The sequence below is a fragment of the Floridaenema evergladense BLCC-F167 genome, from assembly GCF_041929205.2.
Classification (GTDB): domain Bacteria; phylum Cyanobacteriota; class Cyanobacteriia; order Cyanobacteriales; family Aerosakkonemataceae; genus Floridanema; species Floridanema evergladense.
Genome location: NZ_CM171625.1, coordinates 3,642,944 through 3,659,770 on the forward strand (window position 1 = coordinate 3,642,944; position 16,827 = coordinate 3,659,770).

Sequence of the window (16,827 nt, forward strand, 5' to 3'; positions counted from 1 at the left end):
CTCTACAGCGAAATTTAGTATAAAATATAATTTTAATCTTCAGTATTTGGATGATTACTAGATTTTCGTTCAATTTCTGTTAAAGCTTTTCTGGGGTTGCTGCGTCGCCGTCGATACCAAGTTGCACCAGCAACTAAGATTCCGGTTAATGCTAATGCACCGACTAAAGGCAAAATATCTCCAGTTCTAATAGCTCGTAATCCTGAACTTCCTAATAGTACAAAGGGTAATATTCCGGGTACTGTGCCTAAAATTGTCCCTAAAAGATAGTCACGAAACCGAATTGAAGTTAAGCCAGCTGCAAAGTTAACTAATCCGTAAGGAATTATTGGTAATAAGCGAATGGCGAACATATAAAATAAGCCGCCTTGTTGCATTTCTGCGTCCATTGCTTGCCATTTTCCGGCTAGTCTGCGGGCGACAAATTCTCTGCCAGAGGTGCGGGCAAAAATAAATGCTACTATGGCTGCGACTATTGCACCAATGCTTGTCCAAAGTGTACCTAACCAAGGGCCAAATATTGCGCCACCTGTGAGGTTTAATGCTGTGGAGGGCATGACTAAAATTGTGGCGATCGTATAAATTACGATATAAATTATTGGTGCCCAAATCCCAGCTTGTTTTAACCAAAGTTGTAATTGATTTGGGTTAATTCCACCTAATAAGTAAATTGCTAAACCTGTTGCTATTAGACAGATTAGGGTCAGTAAAAAAATACTGCTTTTCAAATTCAATTTACTACTCCTTGGGGTTAAATAAATGAGTTTGGGAAGTAACTACTTCATTTTGTGATTCAATCCCATATAGTTCTCGTACTAAATAAAGTGGTCGGCTTTTTACTTCTTCATAAACTCGACCTAAATATTCACCTATTATTCCTAGTGTTAGTAACTGTATTCCACCTAAGAAAAGTACAGCTACCATTAATGAAGCATATCCAGGCCAATCAACTCCATAAATTATGGTACGAATTACTAAGAATGAGGCGTAAAGGAAGGAAAGCAAAGAAATAATGAAACCTATATAAGTCCAAATTTTTAAAGGCAATAAACTAAAAGAAGTAATGCCATCAATGGCGAAGTTCCAAAGTCGCCAATAATTCCAAGTGGTTTTGCCTTTTAATCGGGGTTGACGATCGAATATTACAGAAGTCTGCTTAAATCCTACCCAAGCAAACAAACCTTTCATAAATCGCGTTCTTTCTGGTAATTGTTTTAATGCTTCTACTACTTTGCGATCTAATAAACGAAAGTCGCCAGTATTAGCCGGAATGGGAACGCGACTCATCTTACCAATTGTGCTATAAAAAGCTAGAGCAGTAATCTTTTTTAACCAACTTTCTCCTTGGCGCGATCGTCTAGTCGCATAAACCACATCATAACCCGATCGCCATTTATCGACCAATTCTCCAATTAATTCTGGTGGATCTTGTAAATCAGCATCGATCGGAATTACTGCTGCACCAACAGCATAATCAATGCCAGCAGTCAGAGCAATTTCCTTGCCAAAGTTGCGGGATAAATTGACTACTTTAATCGCAGGGTTACGATAATGATGGTCTACCAAACATTGCAATGTATTGTCTTTACTGCCGTCATTCACACAAACAATTTCGTATGTACTTGACAACCGTTCTAATACGGATTCTAACCGCTCAAATAGATAATCAATATTTAGTTCCTCATTATAAAGAGGCACAACTATAGAGAGTTCTGGAAGTTTTGCGGCATCAGGCATAGTAAAAACCTATAGAAAATAGTCCTTAATTCAGAATTCCCAGAATCACTAGGGGATGGCACTTTTTTAGCACAGTTAATTTTATTTAACCTAAAGCTTAACAACCAATTCAGGATACTGATTTGGGAACAATAAACAATGACCAGCAATTGTGATTAGCACCTATAACTAGATTTATCTTATGACCAAACCAAACCTAATGATGCGTCCGGCATTGGAACTAATAGCTTTTTTAGCCATTGCCATCGGTGTTGTCTTACGCTTAATTTATCTGGGAAGCCGAGAATTCTGGTATGACGAAGTATTATCCCTGATAGTTGCTACTGGGCAAAATGTGAACTACAAAGGGCCTGGAGCTTCGCCAGTACCGCTGCGTGACTACACTGCTTTGTTAAGTTTACCAGCGCCAGCCAATTTGGGAGAAGCGATCGCAACAGTTAGAAATGTCTTCAAAGGTTTGCTTGGTGATGTTCATCCCCCCCTTTCTTTTCTCTCGCTACATTTCTGGATCGGGCTGTTTGGTAACAGTGAGATAGCTACTCGTGGTCTAATAGTTTTCTTAAGTTTAATCGCCATTTTTGCCGCTTATGGACTAGGACGGTTATTGCTAGGACATCGCGGGGGATTGTTACTAGCGGCATTATTAGCAACCAATCCTTATTATTTATCTCACTCCCTCAACATTCGGATGTATGGGGGTTTAGTTCTCTGGACAATTTTAAGTGTTTGGGCGTTGTTAGAGTTAATTAAATTCCCGACTCAGGAGAAAACAACAGCGCCCAAGAAAGATTTTCTGAAGCTGATTTTGTGGAATATCTTGTTAATTGGTGCAGTGGCAGCAGGATTACTAACCCAGTATCTTTTTGCTTACTGGTTAATCACATTATCTATCCTGGTGCTGATTTGCGATCGGTCTCATTGGTGGCAGCATGGATTACGTTTAGGTGCTGGCGTAGTGCTAACAATTCCTTGGATTCTCTGGGGAACTAAACAGCAACTCCGCAATCGTCCTAATTTAGGTGGTCAATTCGATCGCGCAGGTGGTATACAACATTTATGGGATGTGGCGCAAACTTTAGGATCGCAATTAGTATTAGGAGATTGGGTAACAAGTTTACCCCCAACTATCCCGACAATTACAGGTTGCATAATGATTTTCTTACTAACAGCCTGTACAATTAGCCTCTGGCGACAAGGAGTACGTCGCAACTTAATTATTGCCCTAGTGTTAGGAATTTTACCAATATTACTGGCATCAGCAGTAGACATTATCAATGGCAAATTCACCGTTGGTTTTGGCTATGGTCGCACAATGATTTTTATTTTGCCTGGATGCTTATTGTTAATTACTCTTTGGTTGGAAAAGGTAGCTGGAAAATGGCAAATGCCGATCGCACTAACTTTACTAGTATTGTACTTGAGCATTGGCATTAGCGATTTCAGTCTCAGACCCCGTTTGATGTTTCATCAAATAGCTGACTTAATTCAACAGGAACCAACAACGCCTACTCTAGTAGTATTAAATTCTAATGCTTGGGGTCATGTTCTCCGTTTAGCTTACTATACTCCACCTACCACGCCAGTGAGGTTACTAGCTCGACCCCCAGCTAAACTTGCTCCTAGCTTGGAAAAAGTCCTCAGTGAAACAAAAACCTCAGTTTATCCGCGAATTATTTGGTTGGATAGTGCCAATCCTGTGTGGTCTAGGCTGAAAACTGAAGCAGAAAGGGAACAAGAAAACCAAAAAATTGACAAAATTTTACACTCAGGTTTCCAACTAACCAAACAAAAACAGCTTTCTGGCACTATGAGTATGGATAAGTTTACCGTTAAGGTTTACACTCTTTCTTCTAAATAGTTAAGCATCTGGCTCGATGAATATTAGCCAATTTAATTTACTGCTGTCAGCACCATCAGGCGCTTTGGTAATTCCGGCTTTACCACCTGCGCCTGTCTATGTGGGGAGTGAGTCGCTGTTATTTTCCTTAGTTGTGCCAACTTACAACGAGAGGAAAAATATTAAGCGGTTAATCAGCCAATTGTCCCATCTCTTAGATGAGGTGATGCCGGGACTTTATGAGCTAATTGTGGTGGATGATAATAGTCCTGATGGTACTTGGGAAGTGGCAGCCGAGTTAATTTCGGAGTATCCTCAATTGCGAGTGATGCGAAGAGTGGAGGAAAGGGGACTTTCAACGGCGGTAATTCGTGGCTGGCAAGTGGCGAGGGGACAGGTTTTAGGGGTGATAGATGGCGACCTTCAGCATCCCCCAGAGTTATTATTGCAGCTTTGGGCAGAAATTGAAGGGGGGGCAGATTTAGCGATCGCCAGTCGTCACGTAGAAGGCGGTGGCGTGAGTGAATGGAGTATTACTCGAAGGTTTTTATCTCGTGGCGCACAACTTTTAGGATTAGTTATTTGTCCAGAAGTAGTAAGTCGAGTTTCTGACCCGATGACAGGTTATTTTTTGGTACGTCGTGCCTGTGTTGTTGGTCGGGAAATGAATCCTTTGGGTTATAAAATCCTCATTGAAGTGTTAGGTAGAGGAAAAATCCGTTGGATAGCTGAAGTCGGTTACGTTTTCCAAGAACGTCAACATGGCGAAAGTAAAGTTACCGGAAAACAATACATAGAATATATTCAACATTTACTCAGATTGCGCTTATCGCTTTGGCCTGTCAGTCGATTTTTGCGCTTCGCCATTGTCGGTTTTAGTGGCGTATTTGTTGATATGATAGTACTTTACTTGTTGAGCGACCCAACTACTTTAGGTTGGGGTTTAACTCGCAGTAAAATCATTGCTTCCGAGTTGGCAATTGTGAACAACTTTCTGTGGAATGATGCTTGGACTTTTGGCGATATTTCCCGAAAACAGCGAGGCAACCGTCAGCGTTTCCAAAGGTTTTTAAAATTCAATTTGGTTTGTTTGGCAGGACTAATTTTAAATGTGTTGCTGCTGAATTTGTTGTTTAATGTGTTAGGATTTGCTCATTTACCTTACGGTAGATATGCAGCAAATTTAATTGCAATTGGAATTGTCACTTTCTGGAATTTCTGGATTAACTTAAAATTAAGTTGGCGAGTGACAGTTGTAGATAAATAATCAGGTTGGTTGTGAGTACTTCAGTGCTTCCCAAGTAGGCGAAGAAGGACTAAAGTCCTCACAACAAACCTATTGTTTATTTACCTAAAATGCTGGGATTTCCTGTATCATAAAATCCGGCGACACAAGCAATCATTAAAGTTGCTAAAGTGCCAACAAATAATGCTTTCCAAGCGAGTGAGGAAATGTCTTTGCGGCGCGAAGGTGCTAAAGCAATTGTACCACCGACGAAGATGCCAACTGAGGCGATATGAGCGAATCCACTTAAAGCGTAGCTGAGAATTAGGACGGTGCGATCGCTAATTTTTCCCGCCTCTGCTGCTTCTGCTAAAGCTAAGTAACAAGGAATTTCTGTTTCTAACAGTCTCCTGCCAATAATTACCGAAGCTATCCAAGCTTCATCTAAGGAAATTCCCGTTAATAATGTTAAGGGAAAAAATAGAACTCCGAGAATAGTTTGTAAAGTGTTAGTACCTAATAATTGATTAATTAACGAAACTAACCCCAAAATTAAAATTAATATTGCCGCAATAGAAACAGCCATTTTCACCCCATCAAGTGCGCCCAAAATTGCAGCATCCATTGGACTAACTCGTTCAATTTGTTCTCCGGCTACTGTTTCTAATGGTAAATTTTCTGCCTCATTTTCCGACTTTTTTTCTACAGGTACTCCTCCGGCTGTTAGAGGAGTTTCTGTTTCTGGTACTAAGATTTTAGATAAGACAAAACAGGCAGGTATCGCCATAATTGATGCTGATACCAAGTGTCCTAAAATGTTAGGAAATACAGGTTTAAGGAAACTCACATAAATTGCTAATGTGGAAGAAGCGACAGTCCCAAAACAACAAGACAAAATCGCACAAATTTCGCTGCGTGTCATTTTGGGAATGTAGGGTTTAACGGCAATTGCTGCTTCAATTCCAACAAATATATTGGCTGCACCACTTAGAGATTCTGCGCCACTTAATCTCATAGTTTTGTAAAAAACTTTGGCGAAAAAGTTGGTGATAATTTGAATTATTCCCAGGTTATAAAGTAAGGCTATTAAACCTGAGAAAAAAATGATTGATGGGAGGGCGCGAAAAGCAAAAATATAGCCTAAATTCACATCTGGCGGTTTTCCCGGTAAAGGGACAATGTTTTTACCAAATACAAAGTTTGCCCCTACATCTGCTGCTAAAAATATGCTGTCTAATAAACTGCTAAATATTTCTAAAGCTGTTCTAGTCAAGGGAAATTGAAATACAAGGAATCCCAAAACAAACTGTAAGAATATGCCGCCAATTATGACTCGCCAAGGAATGATTTTTCGTTGTTCAGAAAACAGCCAAACTATGATACAAAATACCCAAATTCCTAAAAAGGAAATTAGATTTAGGTAAATCGGATGAGGCATATCAAAGTTAAAAAGAATGTTATTCAATCTTTTTTAATTGTTTCTGGGACACCTACTGGGGAAAGACCTGCGATCGCTCTTAAATTTTGGCGGCGCAATAATTCGATAAAATCTAAGTTAGAACGCCCTTCTATTTGCGCTACAGCATCGATCGCACGGATTAAACTTTGAGTAGCTTCTGTTTCCGAATAACCCCGACGAATCGCTACTTTAATAGCAGCTTCATCGGCAGAAAGTTGATTTTGGTAACTGCGATTATTCCGCCAAATTTGAGTACTTGCTAATGCAGTTAATCCCCCCGCAACTACTACACCAACTACATCTCGCTGCACCAGTTCAAATACTCCCCCCAAAAGTGAAGCTACTACCATACCTTGATAAACATCAGGTTTAAACCATTTAATTCCTACTAGCCAAGAAACAGTTCTTAACAACAACAAATCTCGTTGTTGTTGAGGTAAACGACCCCACAAATCAAAGTTAATCCAAATTTCTCTTGTCCCAGTCCAAGGTAAAGGATAAGGGCTTTCTATGACTGTTTTTTGCTCTGGTTTACTGATGATTTTACACATCATCCGACCGGAGGCTGGCATAATATCCGAAAGGCGACTAATTTCTGTTTTTGGCTCCATAATGTCGATTTAAGAAAAACGGAAGGCAGAAGACAGAGGGGCGGAGGGGCGGAGGAGATAACTTAACTCATATCTTGCACCAAGAGGCGGAGCCTCTGTTTCTCGTTCCCAGGTTCAACCTGGGAACGAGTATTGGGAGGTTCTACCTCCCCTGCTGCAAAATCTGAATTAAAACTCATAACTTTCTTCCTAACTCAAAACTTTCCCCTGTCCCCAGTCCCATTGTCCCAAAAGTCCCCTCTGCTCCCTGCTTAACAGATTAACACCCGATCAAGGAGAAGGTTTAACTGTAGGAGTAGGTTGAGGTTTGGGTGTAACTGGGGTAGGTGTGGCTGTGGGTGTTGCTGCTTGGGGTGTGGGTTGAGGTTTGGGGGTGACTGAGGTAGGTGTGGGTGTTGTCCCTTGGGGTGTAGGTTGAGGTTGGGGAGTGACTGGGGGTGCAGCTTGGGGTGTTGGTGTGGTGGGTGTGGGAGTTTGCACTGGGGCGACAGTGGGAGGGGGTGCTTGTTTTTCGCCTAAAATACTACGATTACCAGTGTCATAAAAACCTGCGATACAAGCAATCATTAAAGTTGCTAAAGTACCTGCAAATAAGGCTTTCCAACCTAACTCGGAAATATCTTTTCTGCGGGATGGTGCTAGTGCGATCGTACCACCAACGAAAATCCCCACCGAAGCAATATGAGCAAAACCGGAAAGAGCGTAGCTGACTATTAGGACGGTGCGATCGCTCACCTTCCCTTCCGCTGCTGCTTGTGCTAATGCTTGATAAGGTGGAATTGCTGTTTCTAAAAGTCTGCGTCCGATAATTACCGAAGCAGTCCAACTTTCATCAAAGGGAACTCCAGTTAACAATGTCAATGGATAAAAGAGAAAACCCAAAATATTTGGTAAAGTGACTACCGTAAAAATTTGTCCGACAAAACCTGGCAAAGTAGCCAAACCTGCAAATATTTGATTTACTAAAGAAACTAAACCCAGAATTAAAATTAATACAGCAGCAATAGAAACCGCCATTTTTACGCCATCAAGTGCTCCCAAAATTGCTGCATCCATCGGACTAACTCGTTCAATTGGTTCTCCGCCTACTGTTTCTGTTGGTGCTGCTTCCGGGTCGAATTCTACTTTTTCTTCTACAGGTATTCCCCCTGCTGTCACAGGCACTTGTCTTTCTGGTACTAAGATTTTTGACAGAACAAAACAGGCGGGAATCGCCATAATTGATGCTGATACTAAATGCCCTAAAATATTCGGAAATACTGGTCTGAGAAAATTTACATAAATTGCTAATGTTGAAGAAGCAGCCGTTCCAAAACAACAAGATAAAATGGCACAAATTTCACTACGAGTCATTTTAGCAATGAAGGGTTTGACTGCGATCGCAGCTTCAATTCCTACAAAGATATTTGCTGCACCACTCAGAGATTCTGCCCCACTTAACCTCATGGTTTTGTAGAAAGCTTTGGCAAAAATATTAGTAATTAATTGAATAACTCCTAAGTTGTACAATAACGCCATTAATCCTGAAAAGAAAATTACTGTAGGTAAGGCGCGAAAGGCAAAAATGTAGCCCAAATTCACATCTGCTGGTCTTCCTGGGATAGGAACAATATTTTTGCCAAATACGAAATTTGCCCCTACATCTGCTGCTAAAAATACGCTGTCTAGTAAACTACTAAATATTTCTAAGGCTTTTCTAGTCAGGGGAAATTGAAATACTAAAAATCCCAAAACTAATTGCAAGAGTATGCCGCCAATTATGACTCGCCACGGAATAATTTTCCGATATTCGGAGAAGATCCAGGCGACCACACACAATCCGAATATTCCTAAAAAAGAAATTAAGTTTAGGTAAGACATGATGACACCTTTGTTAAGAATAATCTGATGATAATTCCCCGAAACCGGAATTCAGGAGTTTATCAGAGAGATTGCCTAACTTAGAGGGTACATCATCAGACAGGTGAAAGAGGAGAAAAATTATACTCTTTAATTTTTTACTTAGAAAATGGGAAAAAGGGTATGATTGATAGATTTGTTATTTAGCTAATTTTCTAAATTCGGGAAATTTTCGTTTAAATCTTGTAGACTAGAATTTGACTCTTTTACTTGGCAAGACAATTTTCAGTAACACATCTAGTCCGGTAAAGTTGATAATGGGCGATAAGACCCTAGATAAATGAATCATGGAAGCTTTTGCCCCTGTTCCGCCCGAATGGACTGAAAAAGCGACTCACGCACAAAATTTCTGTTGTCCGACTTGTGAAGCTACCAGTATGGAGGCTCAACGAGTTTGGATCAATCGTCGATCGCCCGTCTACACTGAAGACTATCGGAAAAAATGGCAGGAGTTTTATCACTGCCGTTGTGGTACAGTTTGGTGGGCATGGAGTACGGAACGTCCACCTTCAGAGTTTGCTAATCGCGATCGGATTGATATGCCAGAATAATAGATCCCCGACTTCTTGAAGAAGTCGGGGATCTAGATTGTTTATAACTTATTCGCTATTTCTGTGTCTGGAAGTAGACAGTAAAAAGCCCTTGATGCAGTGATACTAGCTGCCAGAGATAACCCTTTTCTTGCGCGTCTTGCCCCAGTTTCTCTACATTGTTGTGCAAATTTTTTGGACTATCTATCTTCAAGTTTAGTTAGATTTGGATAAGTTTTTCGGAGCAGCTTATTCCGTTGCGATCGAGAAACTGCTCAATTAGCATCCTAACCCGCTCAGGACTTGCGGGTGAGATGGTAATAGCTTTGGATCGAGGATGCGGTTTCCGGTGCATCGTTGACAATCATCCCTAGTACAGCCGTAGACGAAAATTTTAACTCCTCCAAGGTTGCCAGAATCGACGGACGACTGGTTTTGCCCAAGCGTACCACCAGAGCTAAACTATCGCATTGAGCCGCTACTAAGCCACTATCCGCGAGTCTAAGCAGAGGCGGCGTATCGAAAATCACCAGATCGAACATTGCGTGGAGTTTTTGGAACAGAGACTCGACTCGATTAGTGGTGAAAAGCTCTGCCAGGTCAAGGGAAGAATTTCCGGCAGTCAAAACCATCAGATTGGTATAGTTGGGAGGCAATTGGAGTAAGTTCTTTATATCCTGGTCGCTTTGCAGCAGGTTACTAAATCCTGGCTGCTTGGGCAAGTCTAGTAGTTCGTGAATTTTGGGATGGCGAAGATCCGCATCCACCAGTAACACCTTTTGCCCCATTGCAGCTGCGGTGATTGCCAGTTTTAGAGCGATCGTCGATTTGCCATCTCCCTCTTCTGCTGAGGTAATAGTGAGAGAACGGAGTGGAGCGTGGTTTTTGCTGAGTAGGCGTAGATTTTTGGCGATCGATCGAAAAGCTTCTTTTACCGAAATTGAAACCTCTGGAAACTGGAATTTGTTATGGGGAATCACTCCCAGCAATGGCAATTTGGTCGATCGTTTAACATCATCGGTGCTGTACAACAAATCCTGAGTTATCTCCACCAGAAATCCTACACCCACACCCAACAACACCGCCAGTACAAAAATTAATGCCAAAAACCGAACCTTACTAACACTGTTGACCTTCATAGGTTGGCCCGATCCATCGGCTTCTAATCTTGGAGGAATGGTTAACTCCCAGGGAATTTCTTGTTGAGCAGCATCAATCTGCAATGCCTCTCTGCGGCTGGCAAACTTATTGAGACTATCGGTTGCCAGCAGCAACTCCCGCTGCAAATCTGTATACTGACGAGTAATAGTAGACAACTGTCGAATTCTCTGATTAATCTCAGCCTGCGCTTGGTTAACAGCCTGACTGCGGGCTTGTGCGATGCTAACAGAGTCGGTCGCTGTTCCTATTACCCGGCTTGCCTCCTGTTTCAAAAGGTTTTGCAGATTTTTCCGTTTCTCCATTAGCTCCTTCATCGCTGGGTGTTCTGGTTGGAGCCGAGAAGATTCTAAAGCAATTTGAGCCTGAACTTGCTGGTACTGATTTAATAAGGTTTGGTAATAGCTAGTGTTGTCCGAAGAAGTGGCTTGAGTACCCAAAACGGTTTGAGGGTTGGCATTCTGTAATTGTTGCGCCAGAGCATCGCGTTTAGCTTCTGCTTCTGCAAGCCGACTTTGGTTGTCCGCCGCCACCTGATCCAATCGACCAGTGGTTTCGATCAACTGTTTACCCTGTTGTTCGGGATCGGAAATGTTGTATCGTTGCCTCAGAGTTTGAATTTGTTGTTGCAGGGAATCGACTCGTTGGCGCAGTGGGGGAAGCTGGCTGTCAATAAATTGAATGCCGCGTCGAATTGTCGATTGTCGTTCCTTCAAACTGTAATTCAAATAAGCCTGAGACAACTTATCGAGAATAAATTTTACTTTCTCCGGGTCAGTGTCCTGGTAGCGAACCTCAATTAGTTTCGTGCCTAGTTCTTTCTTGTCTGATGATAGGCTTGTGATTCGGGCAATCTTTAAGCTTTTGATTAAGTTTTCATAGGTTATGTCTGGATACTTTTGGCGCACCTTGCTAACCACAGGTTCCAGTAGTTTGGGACTTTTCAGGATACGGATTTGTGACTCGTAATCCAGGCTGGATTGTTCAATATTAATTCTTTGTAGGTCAACATCTGCTCCCTGAGCACGGGTAGAAGAACGTGCTAGTTGTTCTTCGGCAGTAATTGGTTCGACTAGTAGTTGAAACTCACCTTCATATTGAGGGCGAGTGAACCTCGTCAAAAATAAGAATAGTCCTCCAGCTAACAAGGTTGTTCCTACTACAACTCCTGCCATCAATAGTCCCCGACGGCGGGTGACGGCTACCAGCCAACCTAAGTCCCACTTTTCCTCTTCAGCGTCAGTAGAACTGGGATTTTGTAATGGAGGATAGGGCGATTTACCGTTGGTTTCGGTCAGTTTTGGCAAAGAGTCTGGCTGTCTGTCCATCTTGGTTTTGAGTTAAATCAACTCCCTGTAATAGGTGAGATATATTTCTATAGAATCAGAACCCTAACAGCCTCAAAATATAAAGCAAATATTATTGTCAACTGGGGTGGAAATTAAGTTCCTAATAATCCCTAAGTTTAGCAATGCTCGATCGCTCGATTACAATAATACTGTAAATTCCCGGATAACAGTTGTCAGAGATGTTGAGAATGTCAATTTGTAGGCATTTTCACGGTTAAATTTTTGGTTAGTATTAACCAAAACAATCTACGGTAGGGGAATAACCAGTAGAAAAACCAGAAAGCTCCGCCATTTTCACGGCTGAATGCTTTCCACTCTTGAAATGAATGCAGAGTGACATCTTCTAGAGGCAATCCTTTAGGGCGATCGACCTGACCCCAGTTAGCTTGAGCCAGTTCAGCTTTTACCATCCGACTACTGGGGAGATTGGCAGAGCAAGTTCCTATGTAACCGGGTGCCATCCATACAGAGCAACCTTTCCGGCGTGCTCTGAGTCCATAATCATAGTCCCCTAAATCATGGGTGTATTCTGGACTCAAGTTTCCCACCAGGGCGGCAACGGCACGAGGAACCAAGACACAGTTTCCATGTAAAGTATCACAGCGACGTGGTTGGTTAGGGTCTGGATGGATGTGGTGAAACTTTAGGGGATGCCACCAGTAAGTCTGCATTAACCCACCATAGCTAGGTATATTGGTTTCTGGATCGAGGGTGGAGCCAACTACGATCGCCTTACTCTGTCCTTGATTAGCAAGTTGGGCAGAAACATCCAGCAAAGTTTTCAGCGCCTGGGGGTAAAGTACTGTATCATCATTTAACCAGAGGTAATAATCAGGGTCTTCTACTTTTGCAGATGCAAAAGCCAATCTCATTCCCCCATTCCAGAATAGACTTCCAGTTCCGCAAATCAAATGAACGTCAGGATATTTCTGCTGTACTGCTTCTGCCGTTCCATCAGTGCTGGCATCATCAACCAGGTATGGTTTCAATTCGATCGCGGTAGGAAGACTCTGTTTGTATAGAGCTTGCAAGCATTGTAAGGTTTTTTCGCGCCGATTGTAGCAGGTCAGGAGTACGGCAATGTTTGTTGGCTGCATAGTTCTTCAATCCTAGTGAACCAGAGTCTCTAATGCTGTATCTACACTATGCAGAAATTGGCTGTGTCGATTTTGCACCCAAGCTTTCACAGATTCTAGATCGTCAGAAGTGACAGACTTATTAATCGCTGATTGTAAATATTCGGCAAATAGTTTTGGTGTTTCAGCAGCTTGCACGGTTGTCGGGAAAGTCTTGATTCCACGCAGAGCAAAGGGCGTTGCTACAACGGGTTTGCCCAGTCCGATCGCTTCTAGAGTTTTAATCTGGACACCACTACCTCGAATCGAAGAAATTGCTATTGTTTTCGCTTGGGCGAGAAATTCTTGAGCATCTTCCACAAACCCCAAATACTCGACATTGGGATATTTGTCTTTTAACCATTCTGCACCTCTTCCAGCAACTCGAATTGACAGATGGGGTGGTAAAAGAGGGTAAACTTTTTCAAAGAAATAATTTAATCCATCCATATTAGGCTTCCAGATCCAGCTACCAATCATGCCAATATCGTATGTTTTCGGATAGTTTGGATCGATCGGCACAGTAGCGCTACTTGGTAATTCAAATACTCGTACAGCAGCTTTTTTACCTGGCTGCATAAAGTAATTTGCATCACTCGGACTCAAAGCCCAAATTGCCTTACTCGTGAGGGCAAGATCGTCCTCAATCTGTTTGACTAATTGTGCCTCTCGCTGATACACTTTCTTTCCCAAAGGATTTGAGGAATCTTTGAACCGTTCCTCATAAATTTGATGTTCTAAGTTATGGGCTAAAACAGCTACCTGGGTGTGATTTTTCAGTGCAGATTTCAGCCAGTAAAGCTGGGATGAATGTTCTAGGATGACTACATCATAGCGATCTCTAGATAGCAACGATCGAACATTTTGAATATACTGCTTTGAATAATACTTAGCAGATGTATAAGGTAGTTGCTGAAGGAGAGCGATCGCACCCCAAAGTAGGGGATAATAACCTGCTGCTTTTGTTTCAATATGGCGTTCGCCTACTTCGATCGTACCCTCGCTATATGGATGAGAATCGCCCCAACGTCGATAGCCAACCACAGAAACAGAATGTCCCAAAGTTCTCATAGCATTAATAAAATGCTGAGAGGCAATATCTGCTCCTGTGCCATATTTACTGGGAATTGCTGTTGTCAAGTTTAAAATTTTCATGGAATTTTCAACCATCCTTTTTTCAAGTTCGTATGTGATATTTGCTTTGATGACAAATTTACTACGAATTGTAGTCGCCAAATGCAAACGTTTCCAAAGTAACACCCAATACTTAGAGAATTAACTCCACTTGGTTGCCTTAATTTCAGGAGAGAAATTAAGTAACACTATAGAATACCATCAAGAACTTTTTGGTATAGAGAAGACATTTGTTTTCCTCGTTTTTCCCAAGTGTAGAAAGACCGCACTCTTTCGTAGCCCTTTTCTCCAATTTTTCTGCGTAAATCCCGGTCTCTAGAGAGACTAGTAATTGCGTCAGCAAAATCATTAATCATTTGCTTTTTACTCCTTACTTCTATCAACACACCACAATCATCAGCTAGTACAGTTGCTGCTCCATTTAGCCTTAAAGCAATAACTGGCAATCGATTAGCTAATGCCTCAAGAATGACAGTACCAGTACCTTCTCTTAAACTAGGAAAAACAAATATATCCGAAGTCTGGTAACATTTAGACATTTCTATATAGGGTATCTGCCCTAAAAAATTAATCTTTTCATGCAAGCCTAGCCGAGAAACTTTATCTTGCCAATAAGTAAGAAGTGGTCCAGTACCAGCAACAGTTAATTTCCATTGAATATCGGAGGGTAAAATTTTGAGAGCTTCTAATAAAAGTCCAAAATTCTTCCGAGGTTCAATCAAGCCTGCCCAAAGCAGAGAAATACTTGTTGAAGTATTACAACCACCTGTTGTTTGTTCACTAGCTTTAGCAAGTTCAGATGTATAAGAAACCCCTACATCTAAGAAAAACAAACTTTTACCTGATTTTTTTATAGAGCTAATTTCGCTTAAAGTTTCTAAGTTTCCACATAAAACAAGTTTTGCTTTCTTCACTGCTTCTCTTGATGCTACTGATGTCATCCTTACCCAAAGAAAATAAGCAATCCTAACCAGTTCTTGAACGATCGCTTTAGGTGGTAAGAATAAATAGCCAACTAGTGGAACCTTTTGGCTACCTGTAACAGGCCCCAGGACAAAAGGTTTGGGCAATTGCCATAAAAAACTCGGTATAGTCCATGAACCATAAGTAACATGATGAATAATGTCAATATCGACTTTCTCAAGCAGTTTTTTCGCCTCTGCTAATGCCTGTTTCTGCCATTCGACACATAAATAATAGAATTCAAGTATTGGAAAAAGAGACATGATTTTGTTAGACCCTTGAGGCATTGGAATGAAAATTAGATGTATGTTTTCTCGATAGGATAATTCCTCAACTGCTGCTCTCACAGGTTCTTCCTGATCTAAGAAACAGGAAATTAAAGCATAAACTTCATGCTCTTTCGATAACTCCTTCAACCAATTCCAACCAATTCCTTCTTCCGAGCCTTTTTCAGGATGACAGACAAATGCTGAAAGTAATATTTTAAATTTTTTAAAAGACATTATTGCACCTCTAAAATTTAGGTTTGATATAATAAGTAAATCACTTCAAGTTTACGAACTATACTGCTACACCCAGTTTCCTCATCTTTAGTTTAAGGCATCAGTACGTTTAGCATCCCAATAATGAATACACAAAATGCTTAAAACTTAAAAAGCAAATTTATAGTGTAAATTTTAGCAATTTGTGTCAGTTATAACTTTATGCAAGTGATAGATATGCTTGTTTTGTTTTCTCTATACAAGCAGACCAAGAGAAAGTTTTGACTCTTTCTTCTCCCAATTTAATTAGTTCTTTGGTTCTATTGCTGGAGAAAACAACCTTTTCTATTGCGTTTGCCATATCTTCAAAATCATAAGGATCAAAAAATTCTGCCGCATTACCTGCAATCTCAGGGAAGCAACTTGTGTTGCTACAAGCAATGGGACATTTCATGGACATTGCTTCTAAAAGTGGTATTCCAAAGCCTTCATAAAAAGATGGATAAACAAAAATAGAAGCTCTCTGATAAAATTTCGCTAATTTACTATCATTACCTGTGACAGATACGACTTTACTGCGAGGAATTTTGAGTTCTTCAATAAGTGTAAATTCTTGATTTGATAAAGGTCGATCTCCAAAACAAACCAAGTTGAAATTATTTTTTAGGGTAGTTGAATTAGAATAAGCTCTTAATAAATTTTCAAAATTTTTATAGTTCCACCTAGAACCTACATATAAAATATATGGTTCCAAGCTGCTAATTTCGCTACTCTCTTGAGTATGAAAATTAAATAAAGAAGAACCATGATAAATTACAGAAATTTTACTTGAATCAATATTCCAAATATCAATTAAATCTTTCTTTGTATTCTCAGATACACAAATAATCCAATCTGCCCGATTTACAGCCTCCTTCTTTGCAAAAGAGATTTTGTCACCAGGACGAGACAAGTGACTGAACTTCTCATGAATCATGTCGTGAACAGTAATTATAGTTTTGGTTTGGCTTGGTGCTAACTTCTGTGGGCGGTAAAAAGTTTCATGAATGATATTAGGTGTATGTTTTAGAAACCATATACTTGACAAAAGTAAGTTTGATTTTTCAATAAGTCTCCAAGTTTTTGGAATAGTAGGAACTGAGTAGCCAATAATTGACTTTGATGGAATTTTTCTAAGATAACTATTGATGTACAATGGAGCTACCACATAAGTTTGAAATACTTCGTCTAAGATGAAGTGATTTATAAGCTCATAGAAATATCTTGAAATACCTCCGTATTTCTGAGAGCCAAAGATTTGATAATCGTAAGTAAGAATTGGCATTTTG

The 16,827-nt window shown here is 40.7% G+C and carries 13 protein-coding genes; 3 read left to right on the forward strand and 10 right to left on the reverse strand.

From position 1 onward, the window contains the following. Positions 1-32 precede the first annotated feature (32 nt). Positions 33-734, reverse strand: a complete 702-nt coding sequence (locus tag ACE1CA_RS17725) for a TVP38/TMEM64 family protein (protein ID WP_459563741.1) — start codon at positions 732-734, stop codon at positions 33-35. A 4-nt stretch (positions 735-738) separates the two neighbouring features. Next, on the reverse strand, positions 739-1,737 hold the full coding sequence (locus ACE1CA_RS17730) for a glycosyltransferase family 2 protein (RefSeq protein WP_413282012.1): 999 nt from the start codon (positions 1,735-1,737) through the stop codon (positions 739-741). A gap of 181 nt (positions 1,738-1,918) precedes the next feature. Between ACE1CA_RS17730 and ACE1CA_RS17735 the strand changes: the two genes are divergently transcribed. Then, positions 1,919-3,595 carry a glycosyltransferase family 39 protein gene (locus ACE1CA_RS17735; protein ID WP_413282011.1) on the forward strand — a complete coding sequence of 559 codons (1,677 nt, stop codon included), beginning with the start codon at positions 1,919-1,921 and terminating at the stop codon, positions 3,593-3,595. Positions 3,596-3,611: 16 nt separating this feature from the next. Then, on the forward strand, positions 3,612-4,841 hold the full coding sequence (locus ACE1CA_RS17740) for a glycosyltransferase (RefSeq protein WP_413282010.1): 1,230 nt from the start codon (positions 3,612-3,614) through the stop codon (positions 4,839-4,841). A gap of 76 nt (positions 4,842-4,917) precedes the next feature. On the opposite strand, the gene ACE1CA_RS17745 is transcribed toward ACE1CA_RS17740, so the two are convergent. The 3 genes from ACE1CA_RS17745 to ACE1CA_RS17755 form a co-directional block, all read right to left on the reverse strand. Continuing rightward, positions 4,918-6,237: a NupC/NupG family nucleoside CNT transporter gene (locus tag ACE1CA_RS17745; RefSeq protein WP_413282022.1), complete on the reverse strand. Its 1,320-nt coding sequence runs from the start codon at positions 6,235-6,237 to the stop codon at positions 4,918-4,920. Positions 6,238-6,260: 23 nt separating this feature from the next. Further along, positions 6,261-6,869, reverse strand: coding sequence for a DUF3318 domain-containing protein (locus ACE1CA_RS17750; RefSeq protein WP_413282009.1), 609 nt, complete (start codon positions 6,867-6,869; stop codon positions 6,261-6,263). Between the two features lie 270 nt (positions 6,870-7,139). Further along, complete coding sequence (locus ACE1CA_RS17755) at positions 7,140-8,729, reverse strand: NupC/NupG family nucleoside CNT transporter (RefSeq protein WP_413282008.1); 1,590 nt, start codon at positions 8,727-8,729, stop codon at positions 7,140-7,142. A gap of 326 nt (positions 8,730-9,055) precedes the next feature. Here ACE1CA_RS17755 and ACE1CA_RS17760 point away from each other — a divergent pair, with 326 nt between their 5' ends. Further along, the gene (locus ACE1CA_RS17760; RefSeq protein ID WP_413282007.1) at positions 9,056-9,319 is read left to right on the forward strand and encodes a hypothetical protein; all 264 of its coding nucleotides are present in this window, start codon (positions 9,056-9,058) and stop codon (positions 9,317-9,319) included. Positions 9,320-9,594: 275 nt separating this feature from the next. On the opposite strand, the gene ACE1CA_RS17765 is transcribed toward ACE1CA_RS17760, so the two are convergent. From ACE1CA_RS17765 to ACE1CA_RS17785, 5 genes are all read right to left on the reverse strand, one after another. Further along, complete coding sequence (locus ACE1CA_RS17765) at positions 9,595-11,784, reverse strand: GumC family protein (RefSeq protein ID WP_413282006.1); 2,190 nt, start codon at positions 11,782-11,784, stop codon at positions 9,595-9,597. 212 nt (positions 11,785-11,996) lie between these two features. Continuing rightward, positions 11,997-12,902 carry a glycosyltransferase family 2 protein gene (locus ACE1CA_RS17770; RefSeq protein WP_413282005.1) on the reverse strand — a complete coding sequence of 302 codons (906 nt, stop codon included), beginning with the start codon at positions 12,900-12,902 and terminating at the stop codon, positions 11,997-11,999. A gap of 12 nt (positions 12,903-12,914) precedes the next feature. Beyond that, a complete protein-coding gene (locus tag ACE1CA_RS17775; RefSeq protein ID WP_413282004.1) occupies positions 12,915-14,075 on the reverse strand; it encodes a glycosyltransferase in 1,161 nt (386 codons plus the stop codon). A gap of 167 nt (positions 14,076-14,242) precedes the next feature. Continuing rightward, positions 14,243-15,520 (reverse strand): glycosyltransferase family 4 protein, encoded by a 1,278-nt coding sequence (locus ACE1CA_RS17780; RefSeq protein WP_413282003.1) that lies wholly within the window; start codon positions 15,518-15,520, stop codon positions 14,243-14,245. Between the two features lie 199 nt (positions 15,521-15,719). Beyond that, positions 15,720-16,823 (reverse strand): glycosyltransferase family 4 protein, encoded by a 1,104-nt coding sequence (locus ACE1CA_RS17785; RefSeq protein WP_413282002.1) that lies wholly within the window; start codon positions 16,821-16,823, stop codon positions 15,720-15,722. Between the last annotated feature and the right edge of the window lie 4 nt (positions 16,824-16,827).

What these genes read in the sequence shown, in the direction of transcription:
- ACE1CA_RS17770 (WP_413282005.1), bottom strand. Translation starts at nt 12,902, where the DNA reads ATGCAGCCAACAAACATTGCCGTACTCCTGACCTGCTACAATCGGCGC.
- ACE1CA_RS17760 (WP_413282007.1), top strand. Translation starts at nt 9,056, where the DNA reads ATGGAAGCTTTTGCCCCTGTTCCGCCCGAATGGACTGAAAAAGCGACT.
- ACE1CA_RS17745 (WP_413282022.1), bottom strand. Translation starts at nt 6,237, where the DNA reads ATGCCTCATCCGATTTACCTAAATCTAATTTCCTTTTTAGGAATTTGG.
- ACE1CA_RS17775 (WP_413282004.1), bottom strand. Translation starts at nt 14,075, where the DNA reads ATGAAAATTTTAAACTTGACAACAGCAATTCCCAGTAAATATGGCACA.
- ACE1CA_RS17740 (WP_413282010.1), top strand. Translation starts at nt 3,612, where the DNA reads ATGAATATTAGCCAATTTAATTTACTGCTGTCAGCACCATCAGGCGCT.
- ACE1CA_RS17750 (WP_413282009.1), bottom strand. Translation starts at nt 6,869, where the DNA reads ATGGAGCCAAAAACAGAAATTAGTCGCCTTTCGGATATTATGCCAGCC.
- ACE1CA_RS17765 (WP_413282006.1), bottom strand. Translation starts at nt 11,784, where the DNA reads ATGGACAGACAGCCAGACTCTTTGCCAAAACTGACCGAAACCAACGGT.
- ACE1CA_RS17730 (WP_413282012.1), bottom strand. Translation starts at nt 1,737, where the DNA reads ATGCCTGATGCCGCAAAACTTCCAGAACTCTCTATAGTTGTGCCTCTT.
- ACE1CA_RS17780 (WP_413282003.1), bottom strand. Translation starts at nt 15,520, where the DNA reads ATGTCTTTTAAAAAATTTAAAATATTACTTTCAGCATTTGTCTGTCAT.
- ACE1CA_RS17755 (WP_413282008.1), bottom strand. Translation starts at nt 8,729, where the DNA reads ATGTCTTACCTAAACTTAATTTCTTTTTTAGGAATATTCGGATTGTGT.
- ACE1CA_RS17785 (WP_413282002.1), bottom strand. Translation starts at nt 16,823, where the DNA reads ATGCCAATTCTTACTTACGATTATCAAATCTTTGGCTCTCAGAAATAC.
- ACE1CA_RS17735 (WP_413282011.1), top strand. Translation starts at nt 1,919, where the DNA reads ATGACCAAACCAAACCTAATGATGCGTCCGGCATTGGAACTAATAGCT.